This window comes from Xanthomonas cassavae CFBP 4642, from assembly GCF_000454545.1.
GTDB lineage: Bacteria > Pseudomonadota > Gammaproteobacteria > Xanthomonadales > Xanthomonadaceae > Xanthomonas > Xanthomonas cassavae.
In genome coordinates this window covers 2612286-2635335 of sequence record NZ_CM002139.1, presented here as the reverse complement: position 1 = coordinate 2635335, position 23050 = coordinate 2612286, and the positions used below count along the sequence as shown (strand labels likewise).

General features: G+C 64.1%; 22 protein-coding genes, 1 tRNA gene and 2 pseudogenes. 12 read left to right on the top strand and 13 right to left on the bottom strand.

What is annotated here, in order from left to right; genetic code table 11:
• Nucleotides 1–170: transposase (locus XCSCFBP4642_RS27005; RefSeq protein WP_152527260.1), on the top strand; the 170-nt coding region annotated here is incomplete at its 5' end.
• On the opposite strand, the gene XCSCFBP4642_RS30490 is transcribed toward XCSCFBP4642_RS27005, so the two are convergent.
• Nucleotides 130–312, bottom strand: coding sequence for a BPSL0761 family protein (locus XCSCFBP4642_RS30490; RefSeq protein ID WP_084624494.1), 183 nt, complete (start codon nucleotides 310–312; stop codon nucleotides 130–132). The two genes, XCSCFBP4642_RS27005 and XCSCFBP4642_RS30490, sit on opposite strands and share 41 nt — an antisense overlap.
• Nucleotides 313–633: 321 nt before the next feature.
• Here XCSCFBP4642_RS30490 and XCSCFBP4642_RS0111680 point away from each other — a divergent pair, with 321 nt between their 5' ends.
• The 4 genes and pseudogenes from XCSCFBP4642_RS0111680 to XCSCFBP4642_RS0111660 all read left to right on the top strand — a co-directional run bounded on the left by XCSCFBP4642_RS0111680 (nucleotide 634) and on the right by XCSCFBP4642_RS0111660 (nucleotide 6781).
• On the top strand, nucleotides 634–900 hold the full coding sequence (locus tag XCSCFBP4642_RS0111680; RefSeq protein WP_029219941.1) for a MerR family DNA-binding transcriptional regulator: 267 nt from the start codon (nucleotides 634–636) through the stop codon (nucleotides 898–900).
• Nucleotides 897–2002: pseudogene (locus XCSCFBP4642_RS24680) on the top strand (site-specific integrase); the annotation flags it as partial. The gene XCSCFBP4642_RS0111680 and the pseudogene XCSCFBP4642_RS24680, both read left to right, overlap by 4 nt.
• 390 nt (nucleotides 2003–2392) lie before the next feature.
• A pseudogene (locus XCSCFBP4642_RS24675) lies at nucleotides 2393–5386 on the top strand (Tn3 family transposase).
• Nucleotides 5387–5983: 597 nt separating this feature from the next.
• The gene (locus XCSCFBP4642_RS0111660) at nucleotides 5984–6781 is read left to right on the top strand and encodes a thioesterase domain-containing protein (RefSeq protein WP_029219939.1); all 798 of its coding nucleotides are present in this window, start codon (nucleotides 5984–5986) and stop codon (nucleotides 6779–6781) included.
• Nucleotides 6782–6862: 81 nt separating this feature from the next.
• Here the strand turns inward: XCSCFBP4642_RS0111660 and XCSCFBP4642_RS0111655 are convergent, their stop codons facing one another.
• Both XCSCFBP4642_RS0111655 and XCSCFBP4642_RS0111650 read right to left on the bottom strand, forming a co-directional pair.
• A complete protein-coding gene (locus tag XCSCFBP4642_RS0111655) occupies nucleotides 6863–7516 on the bottom strand; it encodes a 4'-phosphopantetheinyl transferase family protein (protein WP_029219938.1) in 654 nt (217 codons plus the stop codon).
• A gap of 399 nt (nucleotides 7517–7915) precedes the next feature.
• Nucleotides 7916–7999 (bottom strand) — tRNA-Leu (locus XCSCFBP4642_RS0111650).
• A 140-nt stretch (nucleotides 8000–8139) separates the two neighbouring features.
• Here XCSCFBP4642_RS0111650 and XCSCFBP4642_RS0111645 point away from each other — a divergent pair.
• Nucleotides 8140–9432, top strand: a complete 1293-nt coding sequence (locus XCSCFBP4642_RS0111645; protein ID WP_029219937.1) for a nucleotide sugar dehydrogenase — start codon at nucleotides 8140–8142, stop codon at nucleotides 9430–9432.
• On the opposite strand, the gene XCSCFBP4642_RS0111640 is transcribed toward XCSCFBP4642_RS0111645, so the two are convergent.
• Together XCSCFBP4642_RS0111640 and XCSCFBP4642_RS0111635 are read right to left on the bottom strand one after the other, a co-directional pair.
• Nucleotides 9416–10678 carry a TIGR03862 family flavoprotein gene (locus XCSCFBP4642_RS0111640; protein WP_029219936.1) on the bottom strand — a complete coding sequence of 421 codons (1263 nt, stop codon included), beginning with the start codon at nucleotides 10676–10678 and terminating at the stop codon, nucleotides 9416–9418. The genes XCSCFBP4642_RS0111645 and XCSCFBP4642_RS0111640 overlap by 17 nt on opposite strands.
• An 11-nt stretch (nucleotides 10679–10689) precedes the next feature.
• Complete coding sequence (locus XCSCFBP4642_RS0111635) at nucleotides 10690–11121, bottom strand: FKBP-type peptidyl-prolyl cis-trans isomerase (RefSeq protein ID WP_029219935.1); 432 nt, start codon at nucleotides 11119–11121, stop codon at nucleotides 10690–10692.
• A 59-nt stretch (nucleotides 11122–11180) separates the two neighbouring features.
• Between XCSCFBP4642_RS0111635 and XCSCFBP4642_RS0111630 the strand changes: the two genes are divergently transcribed.
• The 3 genes from XCSCFBP4642_RS0111630 to XCSCFBP4642_RS0111620 all read left to right on the top strand — a co-directional run bounded on the left by XCSCFBP4642_RS0111630 (nucleotide 11181) and on the right by XCSCFBP4642_RS0111620 (nucleotide 13319).
• Nucleotides 11181–11546, top strand: coding sequence for a DUF6164 family protein (locus XCSCFBP4642_RS0111630; protein WP_029219934.1), 366 nt, complete (start codon nucleotides 11181–11183; stop codon nucleotides 11544–11546).
• 154 nt (nucleotides 11547–11700) lie between these two features.
• Nucleotides 11701–12462, top strand: coding sequence for a sulfurtransferase (locus tag XCSCFBP4642_RS0111625; RefSeq protein WP_029219933.1), 762 nt, complete (start codon nucleotides 11701–11703; stop codon nucleotides 12460–12462).
• Nucleotides 12463–12671: 209 nt separating this feature from the next.
• Complete coding sequence (locus tag XCSCFBP4642_RS0111620; protein WP_029219932.1) at nucleotides 12672–13319, top strand: response regulator; 648 nt, start codon at nucleotides 12672–12674, stop codon at nucleotides 13317–13319.
• A gap of 47 nt (nucleotides 13320–13366) precedes the next feature.
• Here the strand turns inward: XCSCFBP4642_RS0111620 and XCSCFBP4642_RS0111615 are convergent, their stop codons facing one another.
• The 5 genes from XCSCFBP4642_RS0111615 to XCSCFBP4642_RS0111600 all read right to left on the bottom strand — a co-directional run bounded on the left by XCSCFBP4642_RS0111615 (nucleotide 13367) and on the right by XCSCFBP4642_RS0111600 (nucleotide 18419).
• A complete protein-coding gene (locus tag XCSCFBP4642_RS0111615) occupies nucleotides 13367–13690 on the bottom strand; it encodes a hypothetical protein (protein ID WP_029219931.1) in 324 nt (107 codons plus the stop codon).
• Nucleotides 13665–14090: a DUF1963 domain-containing protein gene (locus XCSCFBP4642_RS0111610; RefSeq protein WP_152527259.1), complete on the bottom strand. Its 426-nt coding sequence runs from the start codon at nucleotides 14088–14090 to the stop codon at nucleotides 13665–13667. The genes XCSCFBP4642_RS0111615 and XCSCFBP4642_RS0111610 overlap by 26 nt, the downstream gene beginning before the upstream one ends.
• Nucleotides 14065–14343, bottom strand: coding sequence for a hypothetical protein (locus XCSCFBP4642_RS0111605; RefSeq protein ID WP_029219929.1), 279 nt, complete (start codon nucleotides 14341–14343; stop codon nucleotides 14065–14067). Before XCSCFBP4642_RS0111605 ends, XCSCFBP4642_RS0111610 begins: the two co-directional genes overlap by 26 nt.
• Nucleotides 14344–14502: 159 nt before the next feature.
• Nucleotides 14503–14697, bottom strand: a complete 195-nt coding sequence (locus XCSCFBP4642_RS29190) for a hypothetical protein (RefSeq protein WP_160170370.1) — start codon at nucleotides 14695–14697, stop codon at nucleotides 14503–14505.
• Nucleotides 14698–14747: 50 nt separating this feature from the next.
• Nucleotides 14748–18419, bottom strand: a complete 3672-nt coding sequence (locus XCSCFBP4642_RS0111600) for an Rne/Rng family ribonuclease (RefSeq protein WP_029219928.1) — start codon at nucleotides 18417–18419, stop codon at nucleotides 14748–14750.
• Between the two features lie 411 nt (nucleotides 18420–18830).
• On the opposite strand from XCSCFBP4642_RS0111600, the gene XCSCFBP4642_RS0111595 reads away from it, so the two are divergent.
• Nucleotides 18831–19817 carry an RluA family pseudouridine synthase gene (locus XCSCFBP4642_RS0111595; RefSeq protein WP_029219927.1) on the top strand — a complete coding sequence of 329 codons (987 nt, stop codon included), beginning with the start codon at nucleotides 18831–18833 and terminating at the stop codon, nucleotides 19815–19817.
• A gap of 345 nt (nucleotides 19818–20162) precedes the next feature.
• Nucleotides 20163–20342: a DUF1963 domain-containing protein gene (locus tag XCSCFBP4642_RS30770; RefSeq protein WP_160170369.1), complete on the top strand. Its 180-nt coding sequence runs from the start codon at nucleotides 20163–20165 to the stop codon at nucleotides 20340–20342.
• Between the two features lie 184 nt (nucleotides 20343–20526).
• Here the strand turns inward: XCSCFBP4642_RS30770 and zupT are convergent, their stop codons facing one another.
• The 3 genes from zupT to XCSCFBP4642_RS0111580 form a co-directional block, all read right to left on the bottom strand.
• Complete coding sequence (gene zupT / locus XCSCFBP4642_RS0111590; protein WP_029219926.1) at nucleotides 20527–21345, bottom strand: zinc transporter ZupT; 819 nt, start codon at nucleotides 21343–21345, stop codon at nucleotides 20527–20529.
• Nucleotides 21346–21581: 236 nt separating this feature from the next.
• Nucleotides 21582–22004, bottom strand: a complete 423-nt coding sequence (locus XCSCFBP4642_RS0111585) for an energy transducer TonB (RefSeq protein ID WP_029219925.1) — start codon at nucleotides 22002–22004, stop codon at nucleotides 21582–21584.
• Nucleotides 22001–22357, bottom strand: a complete 357-nt coding sequence (locus XCSCFBP4642_RS0111580; protein ID WP_029219924.1) for a 4a-hydroxytetrahydrobiopterin dehydratase — start codon at nucleotides 22355–22357, stop codon at nucleotides 22001–22003. Before XCSCFBP4642_RS0111580 ends, XCSCFBP4642_RS0111585 begins: the two co-directional genes overlap by 4 nt.
• An 88-nt stretch (nucleotides 22358–22445) precedes the next feature.
• Between XCSCFBP4642_RS0111580 and XCSCFBP4642_RS0111575 the strand changes: the two genes are divergently transcribed.
• On the top strand, nucleotides 22446–23045 hold the full coding sequence (locus XCSCFBP4642_RS0111575) for an NfuA family Fe-S biogenesis protein (protein WP_029219923.1): 600 nt from the start codon (nucleotides 22446–22448) through the stop codon (nucleotides 23043–23045).
• Nucleotides 23046–23050: the final 5 nt, after the last annotated feature.

Below are 23050 nucleotides of genomic sequence, written 5' to 3'. Positions count from 1 at the left end.
TATTGCTACCGCGCCGTTGGGTCGTGGAGCGCAGTTTCGGCTGGGTCAATCGATTCCGACGCCTGGCCCGTGATTACGAACGCCTGCCGGAAACCCTGGCTGGACTCCACTTCGTCGTCTTCTCCATTCTCATGCTTGGAAATGCCGCGTCTCTACTTCAAAGTTCATAACACGCTCTAGTGTCGGATAGTGCCGTAGCAAACGATAGGCCTCTTGCCGCACCTCCTCGGGAACAGCCTTGTTACCAGCAAGCTCTTTCAGAAACGCGCCCGCTTGCAAGACATTGCGGGTGCGTTCGTCAGGTAGGGTCATCGCTACTGCTTCCGAAAATAAAGAGACCTTAGCTTACTGCGCTGACAAGAAGTGTGCCCACCATCGGTTAGGAAGTGAATCGCGCAGAGCTCCCTACAGCCTGCAAGCCTAAAAGGCGATCGCGTGTCTCATGACCCAGCGTCGTGAATCGACTCTTGGCAGCGCGAGTCGCTCCTACGCATTCTTGGCCTCGTAGCGGCAGCCACAATCACTCGGTGCATCATCTCAAGTCGCAGGAAAGCCATGCCCGGGCAGGCCTCTGGCATGGCAGAGACCGTGAGGGTAAAGTTCGTAGCCACTACGGAGTCACGCGTACTACGAATGAAAATCCGTGCGGCTGCCGACGCCAGTGGATGCCACCCGGAGACGATCCGCTACTACGAGCGGATCGGCCTGCAGCCGCGCTCGGGCAATTGCGACTGGGTCTATGGCCGGGCCGACATTGCACGATCGCGTTTGGCCGACCTGCAGCGCATGACCACCGAGCAGGAACGGGGGATCGCCAGTTGCGATGGCGAACCGCGAGCTGGATGCACCATCCTCTCGACCCTGCGTCAGTCGGCCTCTGTGGAGACCACGCGCCAGTGACCGAACTGGATCGCTATCTCGATGCGGCCACGCGCCAGAACACGGTGCGCAGCTACGCGTCGGCGCTGCGGCACTTCGAGGTCGAATGGCAAGGGCACCTCCCAGCCACACCTGACAGCGTGGCGCGGTACCTGGCCGCGCATGCGCAGACGCTGGCAACCAGTACCCTTCGCCACCGGTTGGCTGCCATTGCCTCTTGGCACCGCGACCATGGATTTGTCGATCCCACCCGGTCGCCACTGGTGCGTAAGGTGCTCAAAGGCATCCAGACCCTCCACCCAGGCCAGGTCAAGCAAGCGGCTCCGCTTCAGATTCGGCGGCTGGTCGAACTCGATGATTGGCTGGCCGCAGCAATCGCTGCGGCATATGCCCGGCGCGACGGAGCGGCGGCGCTGCGCAATCACCGGGACCGAGCGCTGGTTCTGCTCGGGTTCTGGCGGGGCTTCCGTGGCGATGAACTCCTGCGTCTGGACGTGGCCCATCTCACGCTGGTACCGGGACAGGGGATGAACTGCTTCCTGCCATGCAGCAAGGGCGATCGGCAGGCAGCCGGAGTCACCTACAAAGTGCCGGCGCTGTCGCGGTTGTGTCCAGTGGAAGCAACCCAGGCGTGGCTGCAGGCGGCCAACGTGCACGAAGGGCCGGTATTTCGGGCGATCAACCGCTGGGGCCAGGTGAGCGCCGAAGGCCTCCATCCCAACAGCTTGGTGCGCTTGTTACGCGAGCTACTGACCAGTGCTGGCTTTGCCGATGCTGGACTCCACAGCAGCCATCGCTGCGTCGCGGCTTTGCCAGCTGGGCCAACGACCAAGGTTGGGACATGAAGGCGTTGATGGAGTACGTCGGCTGGCGCGATGTGCAGTCGGCCATGCGTTACCTGGACGGGCGTGACCCGTTTGCACGTGACCGCATTGAAGCGAGCCTGCCCGGTCCAACTGCGCCAGCACCAGCGATGGCACTGCCGGCGCCAGAGGGCAAATCCGCACTGCAGCTGCGCCTACGTATGGTGCTGACCCCGTTTGGCCGCGCCGGCCGCAGCGCGTTCAAAGCCCGGGGCCGGATCGAAGAGATTTGCTTGGCCCCGTTCCAAGCTGTGCGTCTAAGGCAACGCTGATCAAGTCGGTCCCTATCGGAGAAAATATGCCCCTTCCTTCAAATCGGAACGACCGATGAAACAGCAGACATTGGCGATGGCGGCCGATCAGGGCANTGGAAGGACGGCTGATCGTAGATCCAAGTGCGTCATGAGCCGGATCGGCCAGTTCGCTGGCCGTTGCGACTACTTGATCAGCGTTGCCCTAAACGCCGCCAACAGCGAGTACCAGTTGACTGTTCCTACCGATCCCGACCGGGATCTGGATGAAATCCTGGCCACGTTGCTCGATGACATGCACCGCATGGCCGATACACACCAGTGTTTCCTGGAAGCGTCTTTCAGTACAGACGACGGCCGGCACTGGGACTGATCCCCCCCTCACAACCTCCAGATCCAATGGCTACCCTTCACGAGACCGCCTACCCGCGACTGAAGCCTGATCCCACCGCCAAGGAACTGGAGGAGATTTATACCCCGACCTCCGCTGAGATTGCATTCTCCAAACAGCTAACCACCCAGCTAGGCCCGCAACTGGCGGTGCTGATTCATCTCAAGCTCTTCCAGCGCTTGGGGTACTTCACGCTATTGGCCGAAGTACCCAAGCGGATCCAGCAGCACATCGCCAAGGCCACCCGTCTCGGGCGCGTACTGGACACCGACCAGCTCGAACGCTGTGACACCTCAGGCAGCAAGCGCCGGCACATGCCGCAGCTTCGGCAGTTCATTGGGGTACGTCCCCTGGATAAATCGGGCTTGGCCTGGCTTGACACGGTGGCCACTGCCGCCGCCCAGACCAAGCACACCATCCCTGATATCGTGAACGTCCTACTCGAAGAACTGGTGCACCACCGCTACGAACTACCTGCCTTCCGCACTCTGGAATTGGCCGCCATCGGGGCGCGTGAGCGGGTCAATCTGGGCTACTACCGCAGCATCAGCCACGCGCTGACGCCGGCCACGCGCAAGCTCATTGACGAACTGTTGCGTGCACCGGAAAGGTCCAGATTTACTGGCTGGCAATCGCTCAAGCGCGAGCCTGGCCGGCCGACCAACAAGGAGGTACGGTTCTATCTGCAGCACATTCGCATGCTCCAACAGTTGGCCGACCAGCTACCTCCCATTGATGTGCCGGTGCCCAAGCTCAAGCAATTCCGTGCAATGGCTCGTGCGTATGACGCCAGCGAGTTGGCCGAATTGGCATCGGACAAGCGCTATGCGCTGGCCACCATCTTCATTCGCGCCCAGCATGCCAAGACTCTGGATGACGCAGCCGAATTGTTCATTAAGCAGGTGCGTGGGCTGGAGAACACCGCGCAGCAGAAGCTGCTGGCCTACCAGCTCGAACACGCCGAGCGGGCCGATTTTCTCATCGGCCAGCTCAGGGAAATCCTGCAGGCCTATCAGCTCGACGGCAGCGATAGTCAGCGCGTGGACGCCATCGACAATAGCCTGGAAGCAGAAGTATCGACCTTGCTCGCCGAATGCGAAGAGCATATGGCCTACGCAGGGAAAAACTACTTGCCTTTCATGCTGCAGCCCTATGGCGCGGTCAGGCCGCTGCTGCTCAATGGGCTGGAGCTGATGAATCTACGGGCAACCAGCCACGATGCCGGCATGGAGCCGTTGATCGCAGCCGTGCTGTCACTGCGCAACCAACGGCGGGAGCTGATCGAGGTTGCCTCCCTGGGCCTGGACCCGAAGAAGGATTTTGACTGGATGTCCAAGCTCTGGCATCAGCACGTGTTCGGCAAGCGTGCCAACGCAGCCGGCGCCGGCTGGATGCACCGGAAGTATTTTGAGCTGGCCGTGCTGGTGCAGGTCAAAGACAAGCTGAAGTCCGGAGATCTCTTCATTCCCAGCAGCGAGCGCTTCGACGACTACCGCGAGTAGATGGTCGATGAAGCCACCTTGGCCCAGGAACTCGAAGCCTATGGTCAGGTGTCAGGCCTGCCCACCGACGCCGAGTCGTTCGTGGCCGGATTACGCGCACAATTGACCGCGTTGGCCGATGAGGTCGACGCGCGCTTCCCGGAGAATGTGCACGCGGACATCCTGGAAGGACGCTTGGTACTGCGGAAGGGGCAACGCGCCGAGGTCTCGAGTGCCATTGCCACCGTGGATCGTCTCATCGCCGAACGACTCCCGGAGTCCAGCATCGTCGATGTCTTGATCGACGCCAGCCAATGGCTGGATCTGCACCGCTTCTTCCGTCCGATTGCCGGCACCGAGAGCCAGGTTGAGGATCTCCCCCGACGGGTGATCACCACGCTGTTTTGCTATGGCTGCAACCTGGGACCGACGCAGACGGCGCGGTCGATCAAGGGCTTTAGCCGGCGACAGGTCGCTTGGCTCAACCTCAAATACGTGACCGAGGATGTGCTTGAGAAGGCCATTGTAGAGGTCATCAATACCTAGAACAAATTCGACCTGCCGGGCTATTGGGGCAGTGGAAAGAGCGCGTCAGCAGATGGCACCAAGTGGAGCGTCTACGAGGACAACCTCCTGTCGGAGTACCACATCCGCTACGGAGGCTACGGCGGCATCGGCTACTACCACGTGTCCGATAAATACGTGGCGCTGTTCAGCCACTTCATTCCCTGCGGCGTGCACGAGGGCATCTACATCCTCGACGGCCTGTTGGCCAACGCTTCCGACATCCAGCCTGAGATCGTCCACGGCGACACGCAGGCCCAAAGCTATCCGGTCTTTGGCTTGGCTCACATGCTAGGCATCCAGCTGATGCCCAGGATCCGAAACATCAAAGATCTGACATTCTTCCGGCCTGAGCCGGGAAGAGCTTACAAGAACATCCAGGCCCTGTTTGGGGACACTATAGACTGGCAACTGATCGCCACCCATTTTCACGACATGCTGCGGGTGGTGATCTCAATCCGTTTGGGCAAGATCACCGCGTCCTCGATCCTGCGGCGGCTTGGCACCTACAGCCGGAAAAACAAGCTCTACTTCGCCTTCCGGGAGCTGGGCAAGGCCGTCAGGACGCTGTTTTTGCTGCGCTACATCGATGACAACGAGATTCGCAAAACGATTCATGCCGCGACCAACAAGAGCGAAGAGTACAACGGCTTCGTGAAATGGGTCTTCTTTGGCAGCCAAGGGATCATTGCTGAGAACGTCCAGCGCGAGCAGCGCAAGATCATCAAGTACAGCCAGTTGGTGGCGAACATGATCATCCTCCACAACGTGGAGGGCATGAGCCGGACGTTGGCTGAGATGCGGAAGGAGGGGGTTGAGTTAACGCCCGAGATCCTGGCCGGTCTGTCGCCTTATCGGACCAGCCACATCAATCGCTTCGGCGATTACCATCTCGACCTTGATAGAGAAGTGGCGCCTCTGAGCTACACAGCGAAAGTCCTTGAACTGGCTCCATAGAAGGAGAGGTCCGCCACGCCAAAAATATGAAATCAAACTCAGGTCTTCGCTGTGCATTCAATCCAGCGCCAATCTAAGGATGGTCTGATCAACGCAGCCGGAAAACGAAACACGCCACATCCGCCGCGCTGAGGGCGCTCAAACCCCCGGTTTTTTGCCGTTTTCGGCACGTTTTCGNTGTTGTACTCCGCGTCGCCGAAGGTCAGTTGCATCGTCATCGTCCTGGTGCCTCTGTGCGATTGTCGCAGGATCAGGGGGAGTTGTTCAGAGTTTCCTTAGAAAATTTGCGCGAAGTCGCGCAAATCGAAGCCGCTCCGGGAATCTTCCGCTGGGATAGGTGGTGATCTGAACTAGTTCGGCGAGATCCTGCGACTAAAGTATGCCGCGCGGGCAGATAGGCGCATTCTGCATGTTCAGAAGCTGGGGAGAGATCCGTCACGGGTGTTAATTATTATTTCTTTCAAATCAGTCACTTAGGAAGTTTTTGGCCCAAGCCGTAATGATTCCCTGCCGACCCTCAACCTGCAGGCGCTCGCGGCGAAGGTGAGTCGGTGGGAAGAAACTGCGCTGATTAAACTTTGCCGCTCTCGTGGCTGGTTGCCTTCGATATGGGCCGACCAGGACGACGCCAGCCTGCTGCAGTGGCTGGCGCGCGAGCTGGCGCATGGCGATGCACAGCGACACTACCTGCCAATGGCGATCACCGTGCCGGTCCATCCATTTGCCGCCGCGCAGCCGCTGGCGCCCCGGTCGGCAAGCGACGCGTTACTGGGATGGCAAACGCTGCTTTCCGCAGACATGGTGACATGCATCACCGTGCCGGGCGATCACCACACGATGCTTCAAACGCCTCATGTGGCTACGTTGGGGGCGGTCATCAGCCAGCAATTGGAGGCCAGTCCGCCATTGCCGCCGCGCGGTCCGCAACGCTACGTGCCCTTGACCCGCATCCAGACCGGCACCCAGCAGCAGTCATCCGTGGTGTGCGTACCCGGAGCGGCTGACAACGTTGCTGGATTCGTCAATCTTGCCGCCGCGCTGGGCGATGCCTGGCCGGTCTACGGTCTGCAGCCACGCGGATTGCAGGGCGACCCGCTACCGCATGGCACTGTCGAGTCCGCTGCGGCTGCCTATGCTCAGTCGATGATCAACGAGCTTCCCAACCGTCCAATCCATCTGCTCGGGCACTCGTTTGGCGGCTGGGGCGCCTTCGACCTGGCCCGCCAGCTGGCTGCACATGGGCGCACCGTCGCATCGCTGACGCTGCTCGATTCCGAGGCGCCCGGCGGTGATGGCATGGCCGGCAGGTCCTACACCGCCCCCGCGGTCCTCGAACGCCTGATCGAGTCGTGCCAACGCGCTCCAGAGTCCAGCGGGTGCGGTGTCAGCGATTGAACGGGCCGCACTATGGCGCACTCGCAGGGGCGGGCAACAGTCGGGCGTTTACGCGCTATCGCTGTTCTTGCACGGCAGCAGTCACCAGACTCGGTAGGTGACGAGCGTTTGCGCATCGACCCAACCGAAGCCGACATGGCACAGATGGCCGGCTGGAAGCGACTGGCAGAGCGATTCGCCAAGCCTTAGCTGGAGACAACCGGCCGCCACGTCCACGCCCGTCAGCTGCGCTGCCGAGAAGTCGAAGTACCGTCCGACAGCCGGGAAACTCGCCTTGAACAGGCTTTCCTTCGCCGAAAAAACCAGCGTCAGCAATGCATCCAGCGCCAATTCGCCGGCATCGTGGAGCCTCTGCAACAGGGCCAGTTCCGACGCATTGATCACCGTCGCCTGCAGGGCCTTTTGGGCATCGGGACTTGCCAGGGGTTCCAGATCGATGCCGATTCCACGCCACCGATCGGCAGGCGCGACGGCGGAAATGGCTAACCGGTGGGTATGGCTGATGCTGCCCACGGCAGTTGCCGGCCATACCGGCTCGCGTGCGTCACCGCTCGCGATCTGCACGGTGTCGGGGTGAATGACCAGTCCTTGCTGATGCAACGCGTGGCGCGCGGCGAGTCTGCCGAAAAAGTATTCGGCTTGGCGCTTGCGAACGCTGCGGCCGATCGCAGGCGGGCAGGCGATGCCGCCGCGTGCGAACGCATCGGGCAAGAACTGATCAGCGGCAAAGTCCATTACCTGGACAACCAGGTGCTCGCCTGCAGGGCAGGGCAGGGCAGACTGCCAGTGCGCCTGCAGTCCAGGCACAGCAATATCGTAGGCAGTGCATTTCGGCGATACCCGCTCTATCAGCACGGCGGCTGCTGGCGCAGGGCATGCGTGTCGGCCAAGGTCGGCAGGGCTCTGCGCTCGTTCGATTTCGCTTTCGTCATCCCCGTCATCTCTGCAGCGCCACGTTGGTCGCGCTTTCTCGGCAGCGCCCAATAACGACTGACAAAACCACTGCGGCCATGCCAGGCGGGCGCGTCCGGTGTTCGGTGCGGCATGTACCACGCGCCCGCTGCGGTCCTGGGCGCGTTGTCCACACCCAGCTGAGAACCACTCGCTACGTTCCATTGAGCCGCTATGAATCTGTGCCCGGGGCGGGGGTCGAACCCGCATAGCCTCACAGCTGAGGGATTTTAAGTCCCTTGCGTCTACCAATTTCGCCACCCGGGCATGGCGATAGCGTGCCTGATTGCGCGGCGATTGTGAATCTCCAGACGAAGATCGCGCCCACTGCCGGTCCGAGTCCCGCGTGCGCTATGCTGCCGCCGCACAGCTGCGCGGCAACCGGTCGCGCGATCCCGAGGAATTGCATGTCCGGCACCACGCCTGTCCAACCGCAGCACGCACGCATCGCCGTCATCGGGCTGGGCTATGTCGGCCTGCCACTGGCCGTGGCGTTCGGCGAGCAGCGCGACACCCTGGGTTTCGACATCGATGCGCAGCGGGTTGCGCAGCTACGCGAAGGGCACGATGCCACGCTGGAACTGGACGATGGCGAACTGGCTGCGGCCACTCAGCTGCGCTATAGCGCAGTTGCCGAAGACCTTTCGACGTGCAGCATCTTTATCGTCACCGTGCCGACGCCGATCGACAGTTTCGAACAACCGGATCTGAAGCCGTTGCGCAGCGCCACCACGTTGATCGCCGCCGCGCTCAAGCCGGGCGATCTGGTGATCTACGAATCGACCGTCTATCCGGGCACCACCGAAGAAGTCTGCGTGCCGTTGCTGGAAGCGGTGTCCGGCCTGCGCTTCAACACCGATTTTTGCTGTGGCTACAGTCCGGAGCGGGTCAACCCGGGCGACCGGCAACGCCGGCTGCGCGCTATCCGCAAGATCACGTCCGGCTCCACGCCGCAGGCAGCCGATGCGGTCGACGCGCTGTATACGAGCATCATCACTGCCGGCACCTGGCGTGCGTCGTCGATGCGGGTGGCCGAAGCGGCCAAGGTGGTGGAAAACATCCAGCGCGACGTCAACATCGCGCTGGTCAACGAGCTGGCATTGATCTTCGACAAGCTCGGCATCGACACGCTCGATGTCCTGGAAGCGGCAGGCACCAAATGGAATTTCCTGCCGTTCCGCCCCGGCCTGGTCGGCGGGCATTGCATCGGGGTGGACCCGTACTACCTGATGCACAAATCCGAAAGCGTGGGCTACCACCCCGACCTGATCCACACCGCGCGGCAAGTCAACAATCGTGTGGGCCGGCATGTGGCCGAGCGGGTCTGCGGCATGCTGGCGATGCGCGGCGTTGCGCTCGCGCAGGCGAGGGTGCTGGTATTGGGCGCCACTTTCAAGGAAAACTGCCCGGACCTGCGCAACAGCCGTGCGCTGGAGCTGGTGCAATTGCTGCAGGCGGCAGGCGTGCAGGTCGACACCTGCGATCCCTGGGCCGACCCTGCAGAGGCGCTGCTGCATGCCGGCGTGCAGTTATGCGAAGGCCCGGAGGAGGGCGCCTACGACGCCGTCGTGCTGGCGGTGGCGCATGCGCAATATCGCGACTACGACGTCCAGCGCATTGCTGCGCTGGGCAAGCCGGGTACGGTGGTCTACGACGTCAAATCGGTGTGGCCGCGCGTGGCCGTCAGTGATCGGCTGTAATCTGATTGCCGTGCTGCTTTAGCCACTCGATCGCACCAAACGCAGCGCGACGCCCGCTGGCGAAGCAGGCGGTCAGCAGGTAGCCGCCGGTTGGTGCTTCCCAGTCCAGCATTTCGCCGGCACAGAACACGCCTGGCCGTGCAAGCGCCATCAACTGCGCGTCCAGCGCTTCCAATTCCACGCCACCGGCCGAGCTGATCGCCTCTGCGAGCGGGCGCGGCCGCAGCAGGCGCAGCGGCAATTGCTTGAGCGTGCGTGCCACCAACGCCGTATCGTTGCCGGCTTGTTTGCCGAGCAGTTCATAGACCAGCGCGGCCTTGACGCCCTCGATACCGATCTGGCGGCGCAGATGTTCGCTGAAACTGCGCCCCTTGCGCGGCCTGGCCAACTCGGCGTCAACGCGCTCCAGCGAACGGTCGGGTAGCAGATCCAGCGCCAGTTCCGCCACGCCATGCACATCGATCTGCGTACGCAGATCGGCCGCGATCGCATAGATCAGGCTGCCCTCGATCCCGGTCTCAGTGATCACGCATTCGCCTTGCAGCGCGTGCTGCACGCCCGCGCTGTCGCGCCAATGCGCGACCACCGGTTTGAGCGGTGCGCCCGCATGCCGTTGCGCGAAGTGCGCACTCCAATCGAGATCGAAGCCGCAGTTGGACGGCACCAAGGGGCGCACGGCGATGCCGTGCTGCTGCAGCGGGGCCTGCCAGGCGCCGTCGGAGCCGAGCTGCGGCCAACTGCCGCCACCCAGTGCCAGCACCGTTGCATCCGCGTGGAGATCGAGAGTGCCGCTGGGTGTGGAAAATCGCAGCGCACCGTCAGCGTTCCATCCCAGCCAGCGATGCTGCACGTGAAAGGCAACGCCCTGATCCTTGAGTCGGCGCACCCAACCGCGCAGCAGTGGTGCGGCCTTGCGATCGATCGGAAACACCCGCCCGGAGCTGCCGACATAGGTCTCCACGCCCAGCTCGCGCGCCCAGCCGCGCAATGCGTCGGCATCGAATTCCTGCAGCCACGCCGCCACCGCTGGCGTGCGCTCACGGTAGCGCTGGGCGAACAGTGGCATCGGATCGGAGTGGGTGAGATTGAGCCCACCCTTGCCGGCGATCAGGAATTTGCGCCCCACCGAGCCTTTTGCCTCGTACAGATCCACGGCGATCCCGGCAGTGCACGCCACTTCGGCAGCCATCAATCCTGCAGACCCGCCGCCAATGACCGCCAGCCGCGGTCTGCTCGCATCCATCATCACTGTCGCACTCAGCGCGGCTGCACGCCGAGCAATTCCACATCGAACACCAGCGAAGCGCCCGGCGGTATGACGCCGCCTGCGCCGTTGTCGCCGTAGCCGTAGTCCGGCGGGATCATCAAGGTCCGCTTGCCGCCCACGCGCATACCGGCCACGCCATCGTCCCAACCGCGGATCACCTGGCGGCCACCCAGCACGAACTGAAACGGTTCGGCGCGGTCCAGCGAGCTATCGAACTTCTTGCCGTGTTTGTCGGCGGCTTTTTCGTCGTACAGCCAGCCGGTGTAATGCACCGTTACCAGGGAACCGGGCGTGGCCTCTGCGCCGGTACCGGCAGTGCGGTCGATCCGCTCGAAGCTGGCGATGGTGCCACCGGAGGGCGGCAGGGCGGGCGCACAACTGGCAAGCAGCAGGGCGGCACAGAGCGTCAGCTTAAGGCGCATGGGCATGTCCATGAAGGAAGACGGCCATTATCGCACCTGGCTCCCGTTATCATCGCCCCATGGCCAAGCTGCTGCTCAACCTGCGCAATGTTCCCGATGACGAAGCCGACGAGGTGCGGGCGTTGTTGCGCGAGCAGCTCATGCCGGTCTATGAAACCCGGCCCAGCAACTGGGGCATTTCCGCAGGCGGCATCTGGCTCAGTGACGACGCCGACTATCCGCGTGCCAAGGCGGTGCTGGATGCCTATCAGGCCCAGCGCGGCGCGATTGCCCGCGCACAGCGCCAGGAAGCCATCGCCGCGGGCACTGCAGAAACCTTCGGTGCATTGCTGCGCAAGCGCCCGGTGTTCGTGATCGCCACATTGCTGGGCATGCTGATCGTCGCATCCTTGGTGTTGCTGCCGTTCCTGCTGCTGCGCGGCTGACCGCCGCCAGCTGTAGCGTCAGTGCCCAAAGTCGCTCGCTGCGTCTCGCAGCCGGGTGCGCAATGGCATGCAGCAGCGGGCGCAATCAGGTCTGATCGGGGCAACTGACTGGCAAGCGCTCGCTCCCCGGGGGCGTGCGCTTTAAAATAGCCGGATGATCACCAACACCGCAGCTTATCAATTCGTTCCCATTCACGGCCCGCAGCGCCTGGCCGACAGCGTGCTGGCGCAGGCGCAGCAGCAGGAACTGAAGGGGTCCGTGCTGATCGCGGAGGAAGGCATCAACCTGTTTCTGGCGGGCGAAGCCGACCAGGTTCAGGCGTTCTATCAATGGCTGCAGGCCGACCCGCGCTTTGCGCAGATGCGCATCAAGTACAGCCACAGCGCGCAGCAGCCGTTCGCACGGCTCAAGGTCAAGGTGAAGCCGGAGATCATCAGCTTCCGCCGCGACGATGCCTCGCCGTTGCCGGGTCGCGCGCCTGCGGTAACGCCTGCGGTGCTGCAGCAGTGGCTGCGCAACGGGCAGGACGACCAGGGACGTCCGCTGGTACTGCTGGACACACGCAATGCGCAGGAGGTGGCCTACGGCACCTTTCGTGGCGCGTTGACCCTGCCGATCGACAAGTTTACCGACCTGCCTGCCGCGCTGGAGTCGCACCGCGCTGCATTGACCGATGCCACGGTGGTGAGCTTCTGCACGGGTGGCATCCGCTGCGAAAAGGCCGCTGTCTGGATGCAGGCCGATGGCATGGACAACGTGCTGCAACTGGAGGGCGGGATCTTGGGCTATTTCGAAGAAGTCGGCGGCGAGGGCTACGACGGCCGCTGCTTCGTGTTCGATGAGCGTGTCGCACTCGATCCCGACTTGCGCCCGTTGGTGGACAATGCGCGGACCACCGAGCCAGTGAAAATCTGACCGGGCGCGACTGCGTTGCCCGATACGGCCTGCATTGCAGGCGCTTGCATCATGCCAACACACGGCGACGACACAGGCAAACACGTGTCGCTGCCCGTAGAACGGGCGTCTATCGCTCTAACTCTTGCGTAATACGTCGCATCGAGCTTGCCCTGAATTATTCACGGAGCTAGGCTGCACCAGCCAGCCGCACAGCGAGGACAACAAGGATGACCATCAGAGTTTTTCTGATCGACGATCATGCACTCGTGCGTACCGGCATGAAGATGATCCTGTCCAAGGAAGTGGACGTCGATGTGGTGGGCGAGGCAGACAGCGGCGAAGCGGCGCTGCCGCAGATCCGCCAGCTCAAGCCCGATATCGTGTTGTGCGATCTGCACCTGCCCGGCGTGAGCGGCCTGGAAATCACCGAACGCATCGTCAAGGGCGACTACGGCACGCGCGTCATCATCGTGTCCGTGCTGGAAGATGGCCCGCTGCCCAAGCGGTTGCTCGAAGCAGGCGCCTCAGGGTATGTCGGCAAGGGCGGCGACGCGCACGAGTTGTTGCGCTCAGTACGTGAAGTGGCGCTGGGTCGGCGTTATCTGGGTAATACAATCGCGCAGAATCTGGCGCTGTCCAATCTGGAAGGTGGCAGTTCGCCATTCGACGCATTGTCGCCACGCGAGCTGGAGGTCGCCTTGCTGCTGACCCAGGGCCTGCGCCAGGAAGACATCGCCAAGCGGCTGAATCTCAGCGCCAAGACCATCAACACGCACAAGGCGCGGCTGTTCGAAAAGGTCGGCATCCAGGACAACATCGCGCTGGCGCGGCTGGCCAATCAGTATGGCCTGACCGATCCGTCCAGGGTCCTGTAAGTCGACGTCTTTGGGGAGCGTCCTGCCCGCAGCGCGCAGTGACATCGTCAAACCACGCCGTGCCGCCGCACTGCGCTCGCTGGCCCGTCTGCAGCGTCAGCTGGACTCCACCAGCGCATAAACGCGCGAAAAGTCGCCCTTCGCGGCATCCTGGCGATGCGCCAGGAAGAGGGCGCGTTGAGCGATCGCTCCAGCCGCAATGCCTGTGCCGATCGGCTGATCTCGTATTCGGAGGCGAAGACCATCGTCGCCTGGCCGTCTCGCCGGAATTGCAGGTATCCGGGTTCGTCGGTGTCGAGCGACAACCCGTCCACGTTGGCGCCGTTGGCGACGAAGCGCTGCTGCTCACCGTCCCAGACGACCTTGCGCATCGCCGCTTCGGTGGTATCGATTGCGTCCCTGGGGGAGGACGTGGGCCACCAGCGCGGTGTCCGGAGGAGTGAACACGACACGCCAATCGGAGTAGTCCGATCCGGTGAAAAACGCCAGCAGTCCCGCCCCTGGCAGGACTTCCGCACGTTCCGGCAGTCCAGACAACGCGATCTGCGCCAGAAAGTTCAGATAAAACCCGCTGGCATCGCGTGGCCAGCCCTGTCCTTCAGCAAGATCAGGTGCACCGCCAACACGGCTGATGCCGATCATGTCCGAGTCCGCAACGCCGAGTTCGGTCAGAGAAACCGAGGGCGCTACGATCCGGCGCAAGATCTCACGCTTGCCGTCCAGGCCAAGCGTGGCGATAGCTGCGTCAAAGCGTGTCTGAACATCGGCCAATCGTCTGGCCGTGCATTGTGGCAAAGGCGACCGCCTTGCGCTCGATCACCGGGTCGTCGTCGCGCGTCAATTTGGTCAGCCAGGTCTTTGCTGACAGCTTGCGCTCCGCAGCGGCCGTCCACACGCTGATCTGCGGCGAGAACGTGGTCTGCTGCGCGTATCCGAGACTGATCGAGCCGCCGAGCACGCGTGTGTTGTCGAAGATCGGATTGGCTCCGATGGAAAATTCCGCTGTCTCGAGACGTTGCGTCATCGCTGTTCTCGGTTTGGACTACCCCGCGTCTGGAGGGCAAGGCGCCTGCCGACCCGGAGGATAACGATGCGCGTCAGATGCAGATGTGCAGCCCTGGCGCTGCGCGTGATCACGCACGCGACGTGCAAAGCGCCTTGCTGCGGGAGTGGCCGGGAGGCGTCAGCAAGCTTCAGCCGTTGTCGCGGCCCAACGCACGAAGGGTTCTCTCATCATCCGCGTGAACTTGTTGTCGGCGTACTGCCCAGAAACGCGGTGACTGAAAAAACCATCTCGGGGTATGCGCCGCTGCATGTGCAGTGCTCCCGCCTGCTGACGCACATAAAAAAACAGCAGCCGAAGGCCGCTGTTTTTCATGCCGACATGGCCCGTTAGCTCACAGGCCAGCCCGATCGATCACGTGAAGATCAGTGATCGCCACGCGGCTTGTTGCTGTCGTCGTCCTTCGCCTCATCGGCGTCGGGCGACAGGGCAACCGGCTTTGCTGCCTCGGACACGATCACCGTCGGCTTGGGCTTGTCTGCCGCCGTCTCCTGCATTGCGGCAGGGGCTGTCGGCGCTTCGCTGACCGAGGATGCGGGGGCTGCAGCATCGTTGGGGCTCAGCGCATCGAGCAGGGTGGTCTGCACCGGTGTATAGGGCTTGCGCACTGGTGCGGCGTCTGCCGCGGAGCTGGTCGGCACGACCGCGGCAGTGGAAGTGACAGCGACCTCGGCCGGCGGTGCCTGCGGGGCAGACGGTGCAGCGTGCGGCGCATTGACCGTGACCACTGCCGCCTGCGCCGTTGGCGTCGCCGCAGGCAGATCGGCAGCAGGCTTCGCGGTGGTGGCTTGCGCCGGCGCCGATTGCACCACAGGCGTTGCAGCGGCTGCCGAAGCAGCGTGCTCCTGCTTGTCGGCTTTCGGTGCAGCGGCCTTGTCGGCCACGGGCGCAGCGGCGTTGGCCGATGTGGAGGGCTGGCGTTGAGCGCCGGCCTCGGCCTCTGTTGCCACCGGCGTTACAGCAGCCGGTGCCGGTGCCGCAGCAGCTGGCACCGATGCGGCGGCCGCAGTCCCAGAAGTCACCGCAGGGGATACCGGGTTGGCGGTCGCAGCGACAGGTGCCGGAGCAGTCACCGGTGCCGGCGCAGCGGAGACCTGCGGGGCGACCGGAGCCGGGCGCTGCTGTACCGACTGCGTTGCAGCAACGTCTGCACCGACGACCGTCGACGGCATCGCAGCGGGGGCAGGCTTGGCAGGTGCCTCTGCGGCAACAGCCGGCGCCTCGGGACGCTCGCGAGCGGCATCAGCTGCGGCAACCGGTGCCGCTGCGGAGGGCTGCGACGACGGCACGGCGTTGGAAACCGGCGCGGTGGTCGAGTCCGTCTCGCTGCCGCCTTGCGGCTCTGCACGTTCCTTGGGAACCGGGCGCGGCTTGGCAGCTGCCTGCATGGCGGCTTCGGGCTTGCGCGCGGCAGCTGCCGGCGCGTCGTCGTCGAAGTCGAACTCCGGCTGGCCGGCACGCGGCGCGGCCGAGGCGTGGGCCTGGGGACCGGCATCGTCACCTTCGCCATCACCGTCGAGATCGGTGTCGGCATCGCCGTCCAGATCGTCGGCCTCCAGACCATCGACGCTGCCGCCGCCCTCTCCATTGGCACCGGCGCCACGACGGCGGCGGCGTCCGCCGCGACGACCGCGACGACGACGGCTTCCGCCCTCACCATTGGCCGCATCGTCGCCCGAGGCGTCTTGGACCGGCGCGATCGAATTCGCGTCGGTGCCGCGGTCGGCAGTGGTTTCGCCTACCACGACCTCGACCGGATGCGCCGGGGTCGCCTCGTTGGCATTGCTCTGCGTGTTGACCGGTGCAGCGGCTTCGGCGATGGCCGACGCCACGCTCGACGTCGTTGCCGTTGCGGCAGTCGCGGTGGTGGTCTGCGCTGTCGACGTCCCCTCATCCTGGCGTGCCGGACGCGGCTGACGCTCGGACGGCGCGCCGTCCTGCTGTGCGGGCGCACGCGGCGGGCGCGGGGGCTGGTTCTGCGGCTTGGGCTTCTGCTGCTGGGGCTGCTGCGGTTGCTGCTGCTTCGGTGCCTGCGCCTCGTTGCGCGGCGGCTTGGACACCTGCACCTGCTGCTGTGCCTGGGCGCCGTTCTGCGCACCCTGGCCGCTGGCCGGCTGGCGGCGCTCGTCGCGACGCTCCTTGTTGGCACCGTTGCCGTTGCCATTACCGCCATTGCCGCGGTTCTGGCCGCCATTACGGGTATCGCGGCCGTCGCGGCGCTGACCGCCGCGCTCACCGCGTTCGCTCCGGTTAGCGCGGCCGGCATCGTTCTGGCGCGGACGCGGAGTCGACTCGGGCGCAGGAGCGACCGGCTCGACGCCACCGAAAATACGCTTCAGCCAACCGACCACGCCGGTGACCGGCGCCGGAATCGGCACGGTCACCACCGGTGCCGGCGCGGCGACAGGCGCAACCGGGGCAGGGGCCTCTTCGCGCACTGGAGCGGGCTGGCTCGGCTTGATCGAGGTCACCGCCGGGGCGGCCGGGATGTTCAACTGCGCCTTGGTCAGCGCATGCACCGGCAACTTGCGCGGGGTGCCGCGCTGGTAGCTGGGCTTGCCGCTGTCTTCGCCCAACTCGTTCTCGCGAAGACGCGTGACTTCGTAGTGCGGGGTATGCAGCTGCTCGTCGGCCACGATGATGATCGGCGACTCGTGGCGCTTTTCGATCTCACGCAGTGCGCTGCGCTTTTCGTTGAGCAGGTAGTTGGCGATTTCCACCGGCGCCTGTACCAGCACCTGCCCGGTGTTCTCCTTCATCGCGTGCTCTTCGGCCACGCGGATGATCGACAGCGACAGCGACTCGACGCTGCGCATGCGGCCATGGCCATCGCAACGCGGGCACACGATCTGGCTGGATTCGCCCAGGCTCGGACGCAGCCGCTGGCGGCTCATTTCCATCAGGCCGAAGCGCGAGATGCGACCCAGCTGCACGCGCGCACGGTCGTACTTGAGCGCGTTCTGCAGCCTGTTTTCCACTTCGCGCTGGTGCTTGGACGAGGCCATGTCGATGAAGTCGATGACCACCAAGCCGCCCAGGTCGCGCAGGCGCAGCTGGCGTGCTACTTCTTCGGCCGCTTCCAGGTTGGTCTGGAACGCGGTTTCCTCGATGTCGCTGCCCTTGGTGGCGCGCGAGGAATTCACGTCGACGGCGGTCAGCGCTTCGGTCTGGTCGACCACGATCGAGCCGCCCGAGGGCAGGCGCACGTTGCGCTCATAGGCGCCTTCGATCTGCGATTCGATCTGGAAGCGGTTGAACAGCGGGATATCGTCGGTGTAGTGCTTGAGCTTGCGCAGGCTCTGCGGCATCACCTGCTTCATGAATTCCTGGGCGTCGGCGTACAGCTCCGGCGTATCGACCAGGATTTCGCCGACATCGGCGCGCAGGTAGTCGCGCAGGGCGCGGATGATCAGGCGCGATTCCTGGTAGATCAGGAACGCGGCCGGCTTGCTCAGCGCCGCCTCGGCGATCGCCTTCCAGGTCTGCAGCAGGTAATCCAGATCCCACTGCAGTTCTTCGGCGTCACGGCCGACACCGGCAGTGCGGATGATCACGCCCATGTCGTCGGGGATATCGAGCTTGTCCAGCGCTTCCTTCAGCGCGGCGCGGTCTTCGCCTTCGATCCGACGCGAGACGCCACCGGCGCTCGGCGAATTGGGCATCAGCACCATGTAGCGGCCGGCCAGCGAGATGAACGTGGTCAGGGCGGCGCCCTTGTTGCCGCGCTCTTCCTTGTCGACCTGTACCACGATTTCCTGGCCTTCGCGCAGCAGCTCGCGAATGGTCGACTTGTTGTGGTCGACGCCGGCCTGGAAATAATCGCGGGAGATTTCCTTCAGCGGCAGGAAACCATGGCGCTCTGCGCCATAGTCCACGAACGCCGCCTCGAGGGAGGGTTCGAGCCGGGTGATACGGCCCTTGTAGATGTTGGACTTCTTTTGTTCCTTGGACGGCTGTTCGATGTCGATGTCGTACAGGGTCTGGCCGTCCACAATCGCCACGCGCAGCTCTTCGGCCTGCGTTGCGTTGATCAGCATTCGCTTCATTGTTGCGTTCCTCGCGCGCTCTACCGCGCGGAACGCCGTGACGTTTCGCCTCTGGAACAGGTCGCCGGCCTTTCGCGCAACGCGCGGACAGGCCTGGCTAGGGTTTCCAGCGCTGCAACACCACGGCAGGCCGCGGGAGCGCTTCTCTTAAAGTTTTTTAGGTGTTTCAGGGCCGGCGCTGCGTCCGGACGATACCGGGGCCGCGCACGGGACATGTTCAACGCAATGGTCAAAGACCGCTGGCGATGGCCGGGCAGGCCGGTGAGCCGCTAACATGGCCGCCCCGGGGGCGGTGGTCGCGCACTGTGCCGGAATCATCGGAAGTCAGGCTTCTGGCCAATCAACTTCCAACGAAATCAAACCCTTATCTCGCTCGCCGAGTGTAACAGAATAAACAGCCGGATGACCGACCCCCAGCCCCCCAAGCCGCCTGCCGACCGTGTGGGCGTGCGCATTCTCAAAGTTCCGGAAGACCGTGCTGGGCAGCGGCTGGACAATTTCCTGCTCGGCCAGCTCAAGGGCGCGCCGCGTAGCCTGATCTACAAGCTGGTGCGCAGCGGTCAGGTGCGCGTGAATGGCGGGCGGGCCAAGGCCGAACGCAAGCTGGAAGGCGGCGAAGAAGTCCGCATCCCGCCGGTGCGCGTGACCGAGGACGGCGACAAGACTGCGCCACCGGCATCGTTCCTGGCCCGGCTGGAAGCGGCGATCGTGTTCGAGGACGCGCGCCTGCTGGCGCTGAACAAGCCTTCGGGCGTGGCCAGCCATGGCGGCAGCGGCATCAGCTTCGGCGCGATCGAAACCCTGCGCGCGCTCCGCCCGAACCAGAGCCTGGAGCTGGTGCACCGGCTCGACCGCGATACCTCCGGCCTGTTGATCGTGGCCAAGAAACGCTCGGCGCTGACCGAATTGCAGGCGCTGATGCGCGAGGACGACCGCGTCGAAGGCCGCGGCATTACCAAGCGCTACCTGACCCTGCTGGTCGGGCGCATGCCCGATGGGGTGATGACGGTCGATGCGCCCCTGCATATCGGCCTGCGCCAGGGCGGCGAGCGGCACGTGCAGGTGAATGCGATCGGCAAGCCCTCGCTGAGCCACTTCAGGTTGCTGGAACGGCGCGGTGGGCATTCGTATTGCGAGGTCCGCATCGAGACCGGGCGCACCCACCAGATCCGTGTGCATGCCCAGCATCTGGGCCACCCGGTGGCCGGCGACGACAAATACGGCGAGGCCGAGGTCAACAAGCGCCTGCGCGAGCAGCTTGGCCTGAAGCGGCTGTTTCTGCATGCCGCATCGCTGGAGTTCGCGTTCGACGCCGGCAAGACCCCTTACGTGCTCAGCGCGCCGCTGGCGCCGGAGCTGGCCGAAGCCCTGGACCGCCTGGGGCGGTGAAGCAGGGACGCCATTGCTACCGCGACGGCGACGCTCGGTTGTCCTGATAAGCACCCGTGATAGTCCTTCAGTCCGTATTCGGAGCCATGCTGGCCATTACCTGGTGAACTCGGATGGATACTTGGCCACAGGGGATGCTGCTGCAGGATGCCCCCTCGGGGCACGACCCGAACGCCTACCCACGACGGTGGTCGGAACTCCGATTGGGAGCGGCGGTAGCAGCAACGGGGCAGGTGCCCAAAGCTGGCGCTATCTTTCACTGGGAACGGCCGCTGTCCGGATCCTGGAAATTCCCTGCCCAATGGCTGGGTTACCAAGAAGATTTTCCGCAAGTGGGCATCATCATTGATCGCCCGGCGCGAACCATCGGTATCGAGGGAGATCCGGTCTGTCTGCTGCAGCTGGGGGGGGGCTGCCATAGACCTCACGTTCGGAGATTGCGGTCAAGCGACTTTTGGGATCGCCAGGGAGGATCTGGAAGACCGCAACTTCGAGCGTGTGGCAGCTGTGGTGGAGGGGCATTAGAGACTGCTCAAGGGCACTCGTTTCGGCTCCGGGCAGTGGACCTGCCTCGCTGAAACACTTGCTGGCCCTCCAGGGGGGGGGCTGCCTGCGTCGGTTCGAAGCCAGGTGCCGCTTGTGAGCAGCAGCTTGGACCCACTTGCCGGAGGGATCGTCGCCATGCGTCCTGTGGTAGCTAATCGTTGGTCTAAGGCGCGGCAAAGCGGAACAACACCAGGCTGATGGCGAGGGTGCCCATACCCGAGACCAGGCCATACACGGTCTCGTGACCTTTTGCGTAGCGCTTGGCGGCCGGCAGCAGTTCGTCCAGCGCCAGGAACACCATCACCCCGGAGATCAGCCCGAACACCGTGCCGAACACCGCTTCGGACAGCACGTCCGCCAGCGCCAGATAACCGATGCCGGCACCGATCGGTTCGGCCAGACCGCTCAACAGGCTGGCACCGAAGGCATAGAACTTGTTGCGGGTGGCGAAATACACCGGCACCGCGATCGCGATGCCTTCGGGAATATTGTGGATGGCGATAGCGAACGCCAGCGGCATGCCCACGGCCGGGCTTTCCAGGGTGGCGAAGAAGGTCGCCAGACCTTCGGGGAAATTGTGCGCGGTGATCGCGATCGCGGTCATCAGGCCCACGCGCCGGATGTAGGCGCGGTTGTCGTCGCGAAACTGCGGATCGTCGGTGGACAGGCTCTGGTGCGGGTTGGGCACCAGGCGGTCGATCACCATGATCAGCACCATGCCCGCCAGAAAGGTCAGCGTGCCGAAGGTAAAACCCAGCTTGTCGTTGTAGGCGTTGGAAAACGCAGCGATCGACTTGTTGAGGATCTCGGACAACGACACGTACACCATCGCGCCGCCGGCAAATGCCAGCCCGAATGCGAGCAGGCGCGGGTTGGGCTTCCTGGCGAACACCACCATGAGGCTGCCCAGGCCGGTAGCCAGGCCTGCGGCCAGGGTGACCGCCAGCGCGATCCAGACGTTGTGTGACGACACCTCAAGCATGCGATGGGACGACCTCGTGGAATGGAGCCTTGTCCTGCGGCAAATGCATCACGCACCCGCGCAGCGGCGGTGCAGGATGGCAATGCCGCAATGACGAACGCGTGGTGCCGCCGGCACTCAATGAAGCCGATAGTCGCGGCGATGCGCATCGACGCGTGTGTCGTCATGCAAGGCAATGGCGGGCACCTCGGCCCGCCTTGCATATCGGAACCCCGCTGCGCCTGCAGCGGCCGTGCTCAACCGCCGCGCCGGGCCCGCTCTTCGATGGCGAAGCATTCGTCCGGCCGTGGTACCGGCGGCTTGAAGGCGACCGGGACCTGGATGGTTTGCGGCACTGCCTGTCCATTGCGCGTAGCGGGCTTGAACTGCCATTCGCGCACGCGCTTCAACGCAGCCTCGTCCAGCACTGGCTGGCCGCTGCTCCGGGTCACCGACACATCGGTGGGCTTGCCCTCGTTTCCGATCACCACGCGCAGCACACTGGTCCCGCCGACGCCGGCGCAGGCCAGCTCGGGCGCGTATTCCGGAGGCGGGGTCTTTATCGCGGCCAGCTCGGTGGGGGCCACCGTGGGCGCTGCCGGCTGTTGCGAGGACTTGCCGCAGCCGGTCAGGCCGGCCGCCAGGGCCAGGCCGGCGAGGGTGGCGCGAGACATACTCATGCAGTGACTCCCTGGTGGTAGAGTTGCGCGGCCTTCGCGGCGCAGATGAAGTCGTTTTCGCTCAGCCCGCCCACGTCGTGGGTGGAATAGCGCACCACGACCCGGTCGTAGTGCACGCCCAGGTCAGGATGGTGGTCTTCGCGGTGGGCGATCCAGGCCAGCGCATTCACGAAGGCCAGGGTGCGGTAATAGTCGGCAAACCGGAACGTCCGCGTGATCGCGGTACCGGCCTCGGTCAGCTCCCAGCCGGGCACCTGCGGGAGCAGTTCGGCCAGGCGCGCTTCGCCCAGTTTGTGGTCGCTGCCCTTGCGCGGGAGGCAGTGGGCCTGCTCCAGGGGAATCAGATCGGTCATGGCGGTCTCGCAGGAATGGGCGGACGGCGCCCCGCCAGGATCACGGTGTTCCATGAGCGAGGGCGCATTGAGCGCTAGAATAACCCGCATGATCCAGATATCCGACAAAGCCCAGACCTATTTCCGCAAGCTCATCGAACGCGAGGGCGTGCCCGGCATGGGTGTACGCCTGAGCGCAGTGGACCCGGGGACCCCGCGTGCCGATGCCAGGCTCGAATTCGCAGAGCCGGCCGATCTCAACGGCGATGAGTGGGCGATCGATTGCGACGGCTTCACTTTATATGTGGTCGCCGCCAGCGTGCCGTGGGTGGATGGTGCCGAGATCGATTACGTCACCCAATCCACCGGCAACCAGCAACTGACCATCAAGGCGCCCAAGATCAAGGGCGAGGCGCCGGCCGAATCGGCGTCGATGGTGGAGCGTGTGCGCTGGGTGGTCGAGAACGAGGTCAACCCGCAGCTCGCCTCGCACGGTGGCCGCGTGGCGGTGCAGGAAGTCTCCGCCGATGGCGTGGTGCTGCTGCGCTTCGGCGGCGGTTGCCATGGCTGTGGCATGGCCGATGTCACGCTCAAGCAGGGCATCGAGAAGACCTTGATGGGGCGCGTGCCCGGAGTGACCGCGGTGCGCGATGCGACCGATCACGCCACCGGCGACGCCCCGTACATTCCGCGCGACAGCGCGGCCTGATTCCG

Coding starts and splice junctions, on each gene's coding strand:
- XCSCFBP4642_RS30490 (WP_084624494.1), bottom strand. CDS start 312: ATGACCCTACCTGACGAACGCACCCGCAATGTCTTGCAAGCGGGCGCG.
- XCSCFBP4642_RS0111680 (WP_029219941.1), top strand. CDS start 634: ATGAAAATCCGTGCGGCTGCCGACGCCAGTGGATGCCACCCGGAGACG.
- XCSCFBP4642_RS0111655 (WP_029219938.1), bottom strand. CDS start 7,516: ATGGACTTTGCCGCTGATCAGTTCTTGCCCGATGCGTTCGCACGCGGC.
- XCSCFBP4642_RS0111645 (WP_029219937.1), top strand. CDS start 8,140: ATGTCCGGCACCACGCCTGTCCAACCGCAGCACGCACGCATCGCCGTC.
- XCSCFBP4642_RS0111640 (WP_029219936.1), bottom strand. CDS start 10,678: ATGATGGATGCGAGCAGACCGCGGCTGGCGGTCATTGGCGGCGGGTCT.
- XCSCFBP4642_RS0111635 (WP_029219935.1), bottom strand. CDS start 11,121: ATGCGCCTTAAGCTGACGCTCTGTGCCGCCCTGCTGCTTGCCAGTTGT.
- XCSCFBP4642_RS0111630 (WP_029219934.1), top strand. CDS start 11,181: ATGGCCAAGCTGCTGCTCAACCTGCGCAATGTTCCCGATGACGAAGCC.
- XCSCFBP4642_RS0111625 (WP_029219933.1), top strand. CDS start 11,701: ATGATCACCAACACCGCAGCTTATCAATTCGTTCCCATTCACGGCCCG.
- XCSCFBP4642_RS0111620 (WP_029219932.1), top strand. CDS start 12,672: ATGACCATCAGAGTTTTTCTGATCGACGATCATGCACTCGTGCGTACC.
- XCSCFBP4642_RS0111615 (WP_029219931.1), bottom strand. CDS start 13,690: ATGCGCAAGGTCGTCTGGGACGGTGAGCAGCAGCGCTTCGTCGCCAAC.
- XCSCFBP4642_RS0111605 (WP_029219929.1), bottom strand. CDS start 14,343: ATGACGCAACGTCTCGAGACAGCGGAATTTTCCATCGGAGCCAATCCG.
- XCSCFBP4642_RS29190 (WP_160170370.1), bottom strand. CDS start 14,697: ATGAAAAACAGCGGCCTTCGGCTGCTGTTTTTTTATGTGCGTCAGCAG.
- XCSCFBP4642_RS0111600 (WP_029219928.1), bottom strand. CDS start 18,419: ATGCTGATCAACGCAACGCAGGCCGAAGAGCTGCGCGTGGCGATTGTG.
- XCSCFBP4642_RS0111595 (WP_029219927.1), top strand. CDS start 18,831: ATGACCGACCCCCAGCCCCCCAAGCCGCCTGCCGACCGTGTGGGCGTG.
- zupT (WP_029219926.1), bottom strand. CDS start 21,345: ATGCTTGAGGTGTCGTCACACAACGTCTGGATCGCGCTGGCGGTCACC.
- XCSCFBP4642_RS0111585 (WP_029219925.1), bottom strand. CDS start 22,004: ATGAGTATGTCTCGCGCCACCCTCGCCGGCCTGGCCCTGGCGGCCGGC.
- XCSCFBP4642_RS0111580 (WP_029219924.1), bottom strand. CDS start 22,357: ATGACCGATCTGATTCCCCTGGAGCAGGCCCACTGCCTCCCGCGCAAG.
- XCSCFBP4642_RS0111575 (WP_029219923.1), top strand. CDS start 22,446: ATGATCCAGATATCCGACAAAGCCCAGACCTATTTCCGCAAGCTCATC.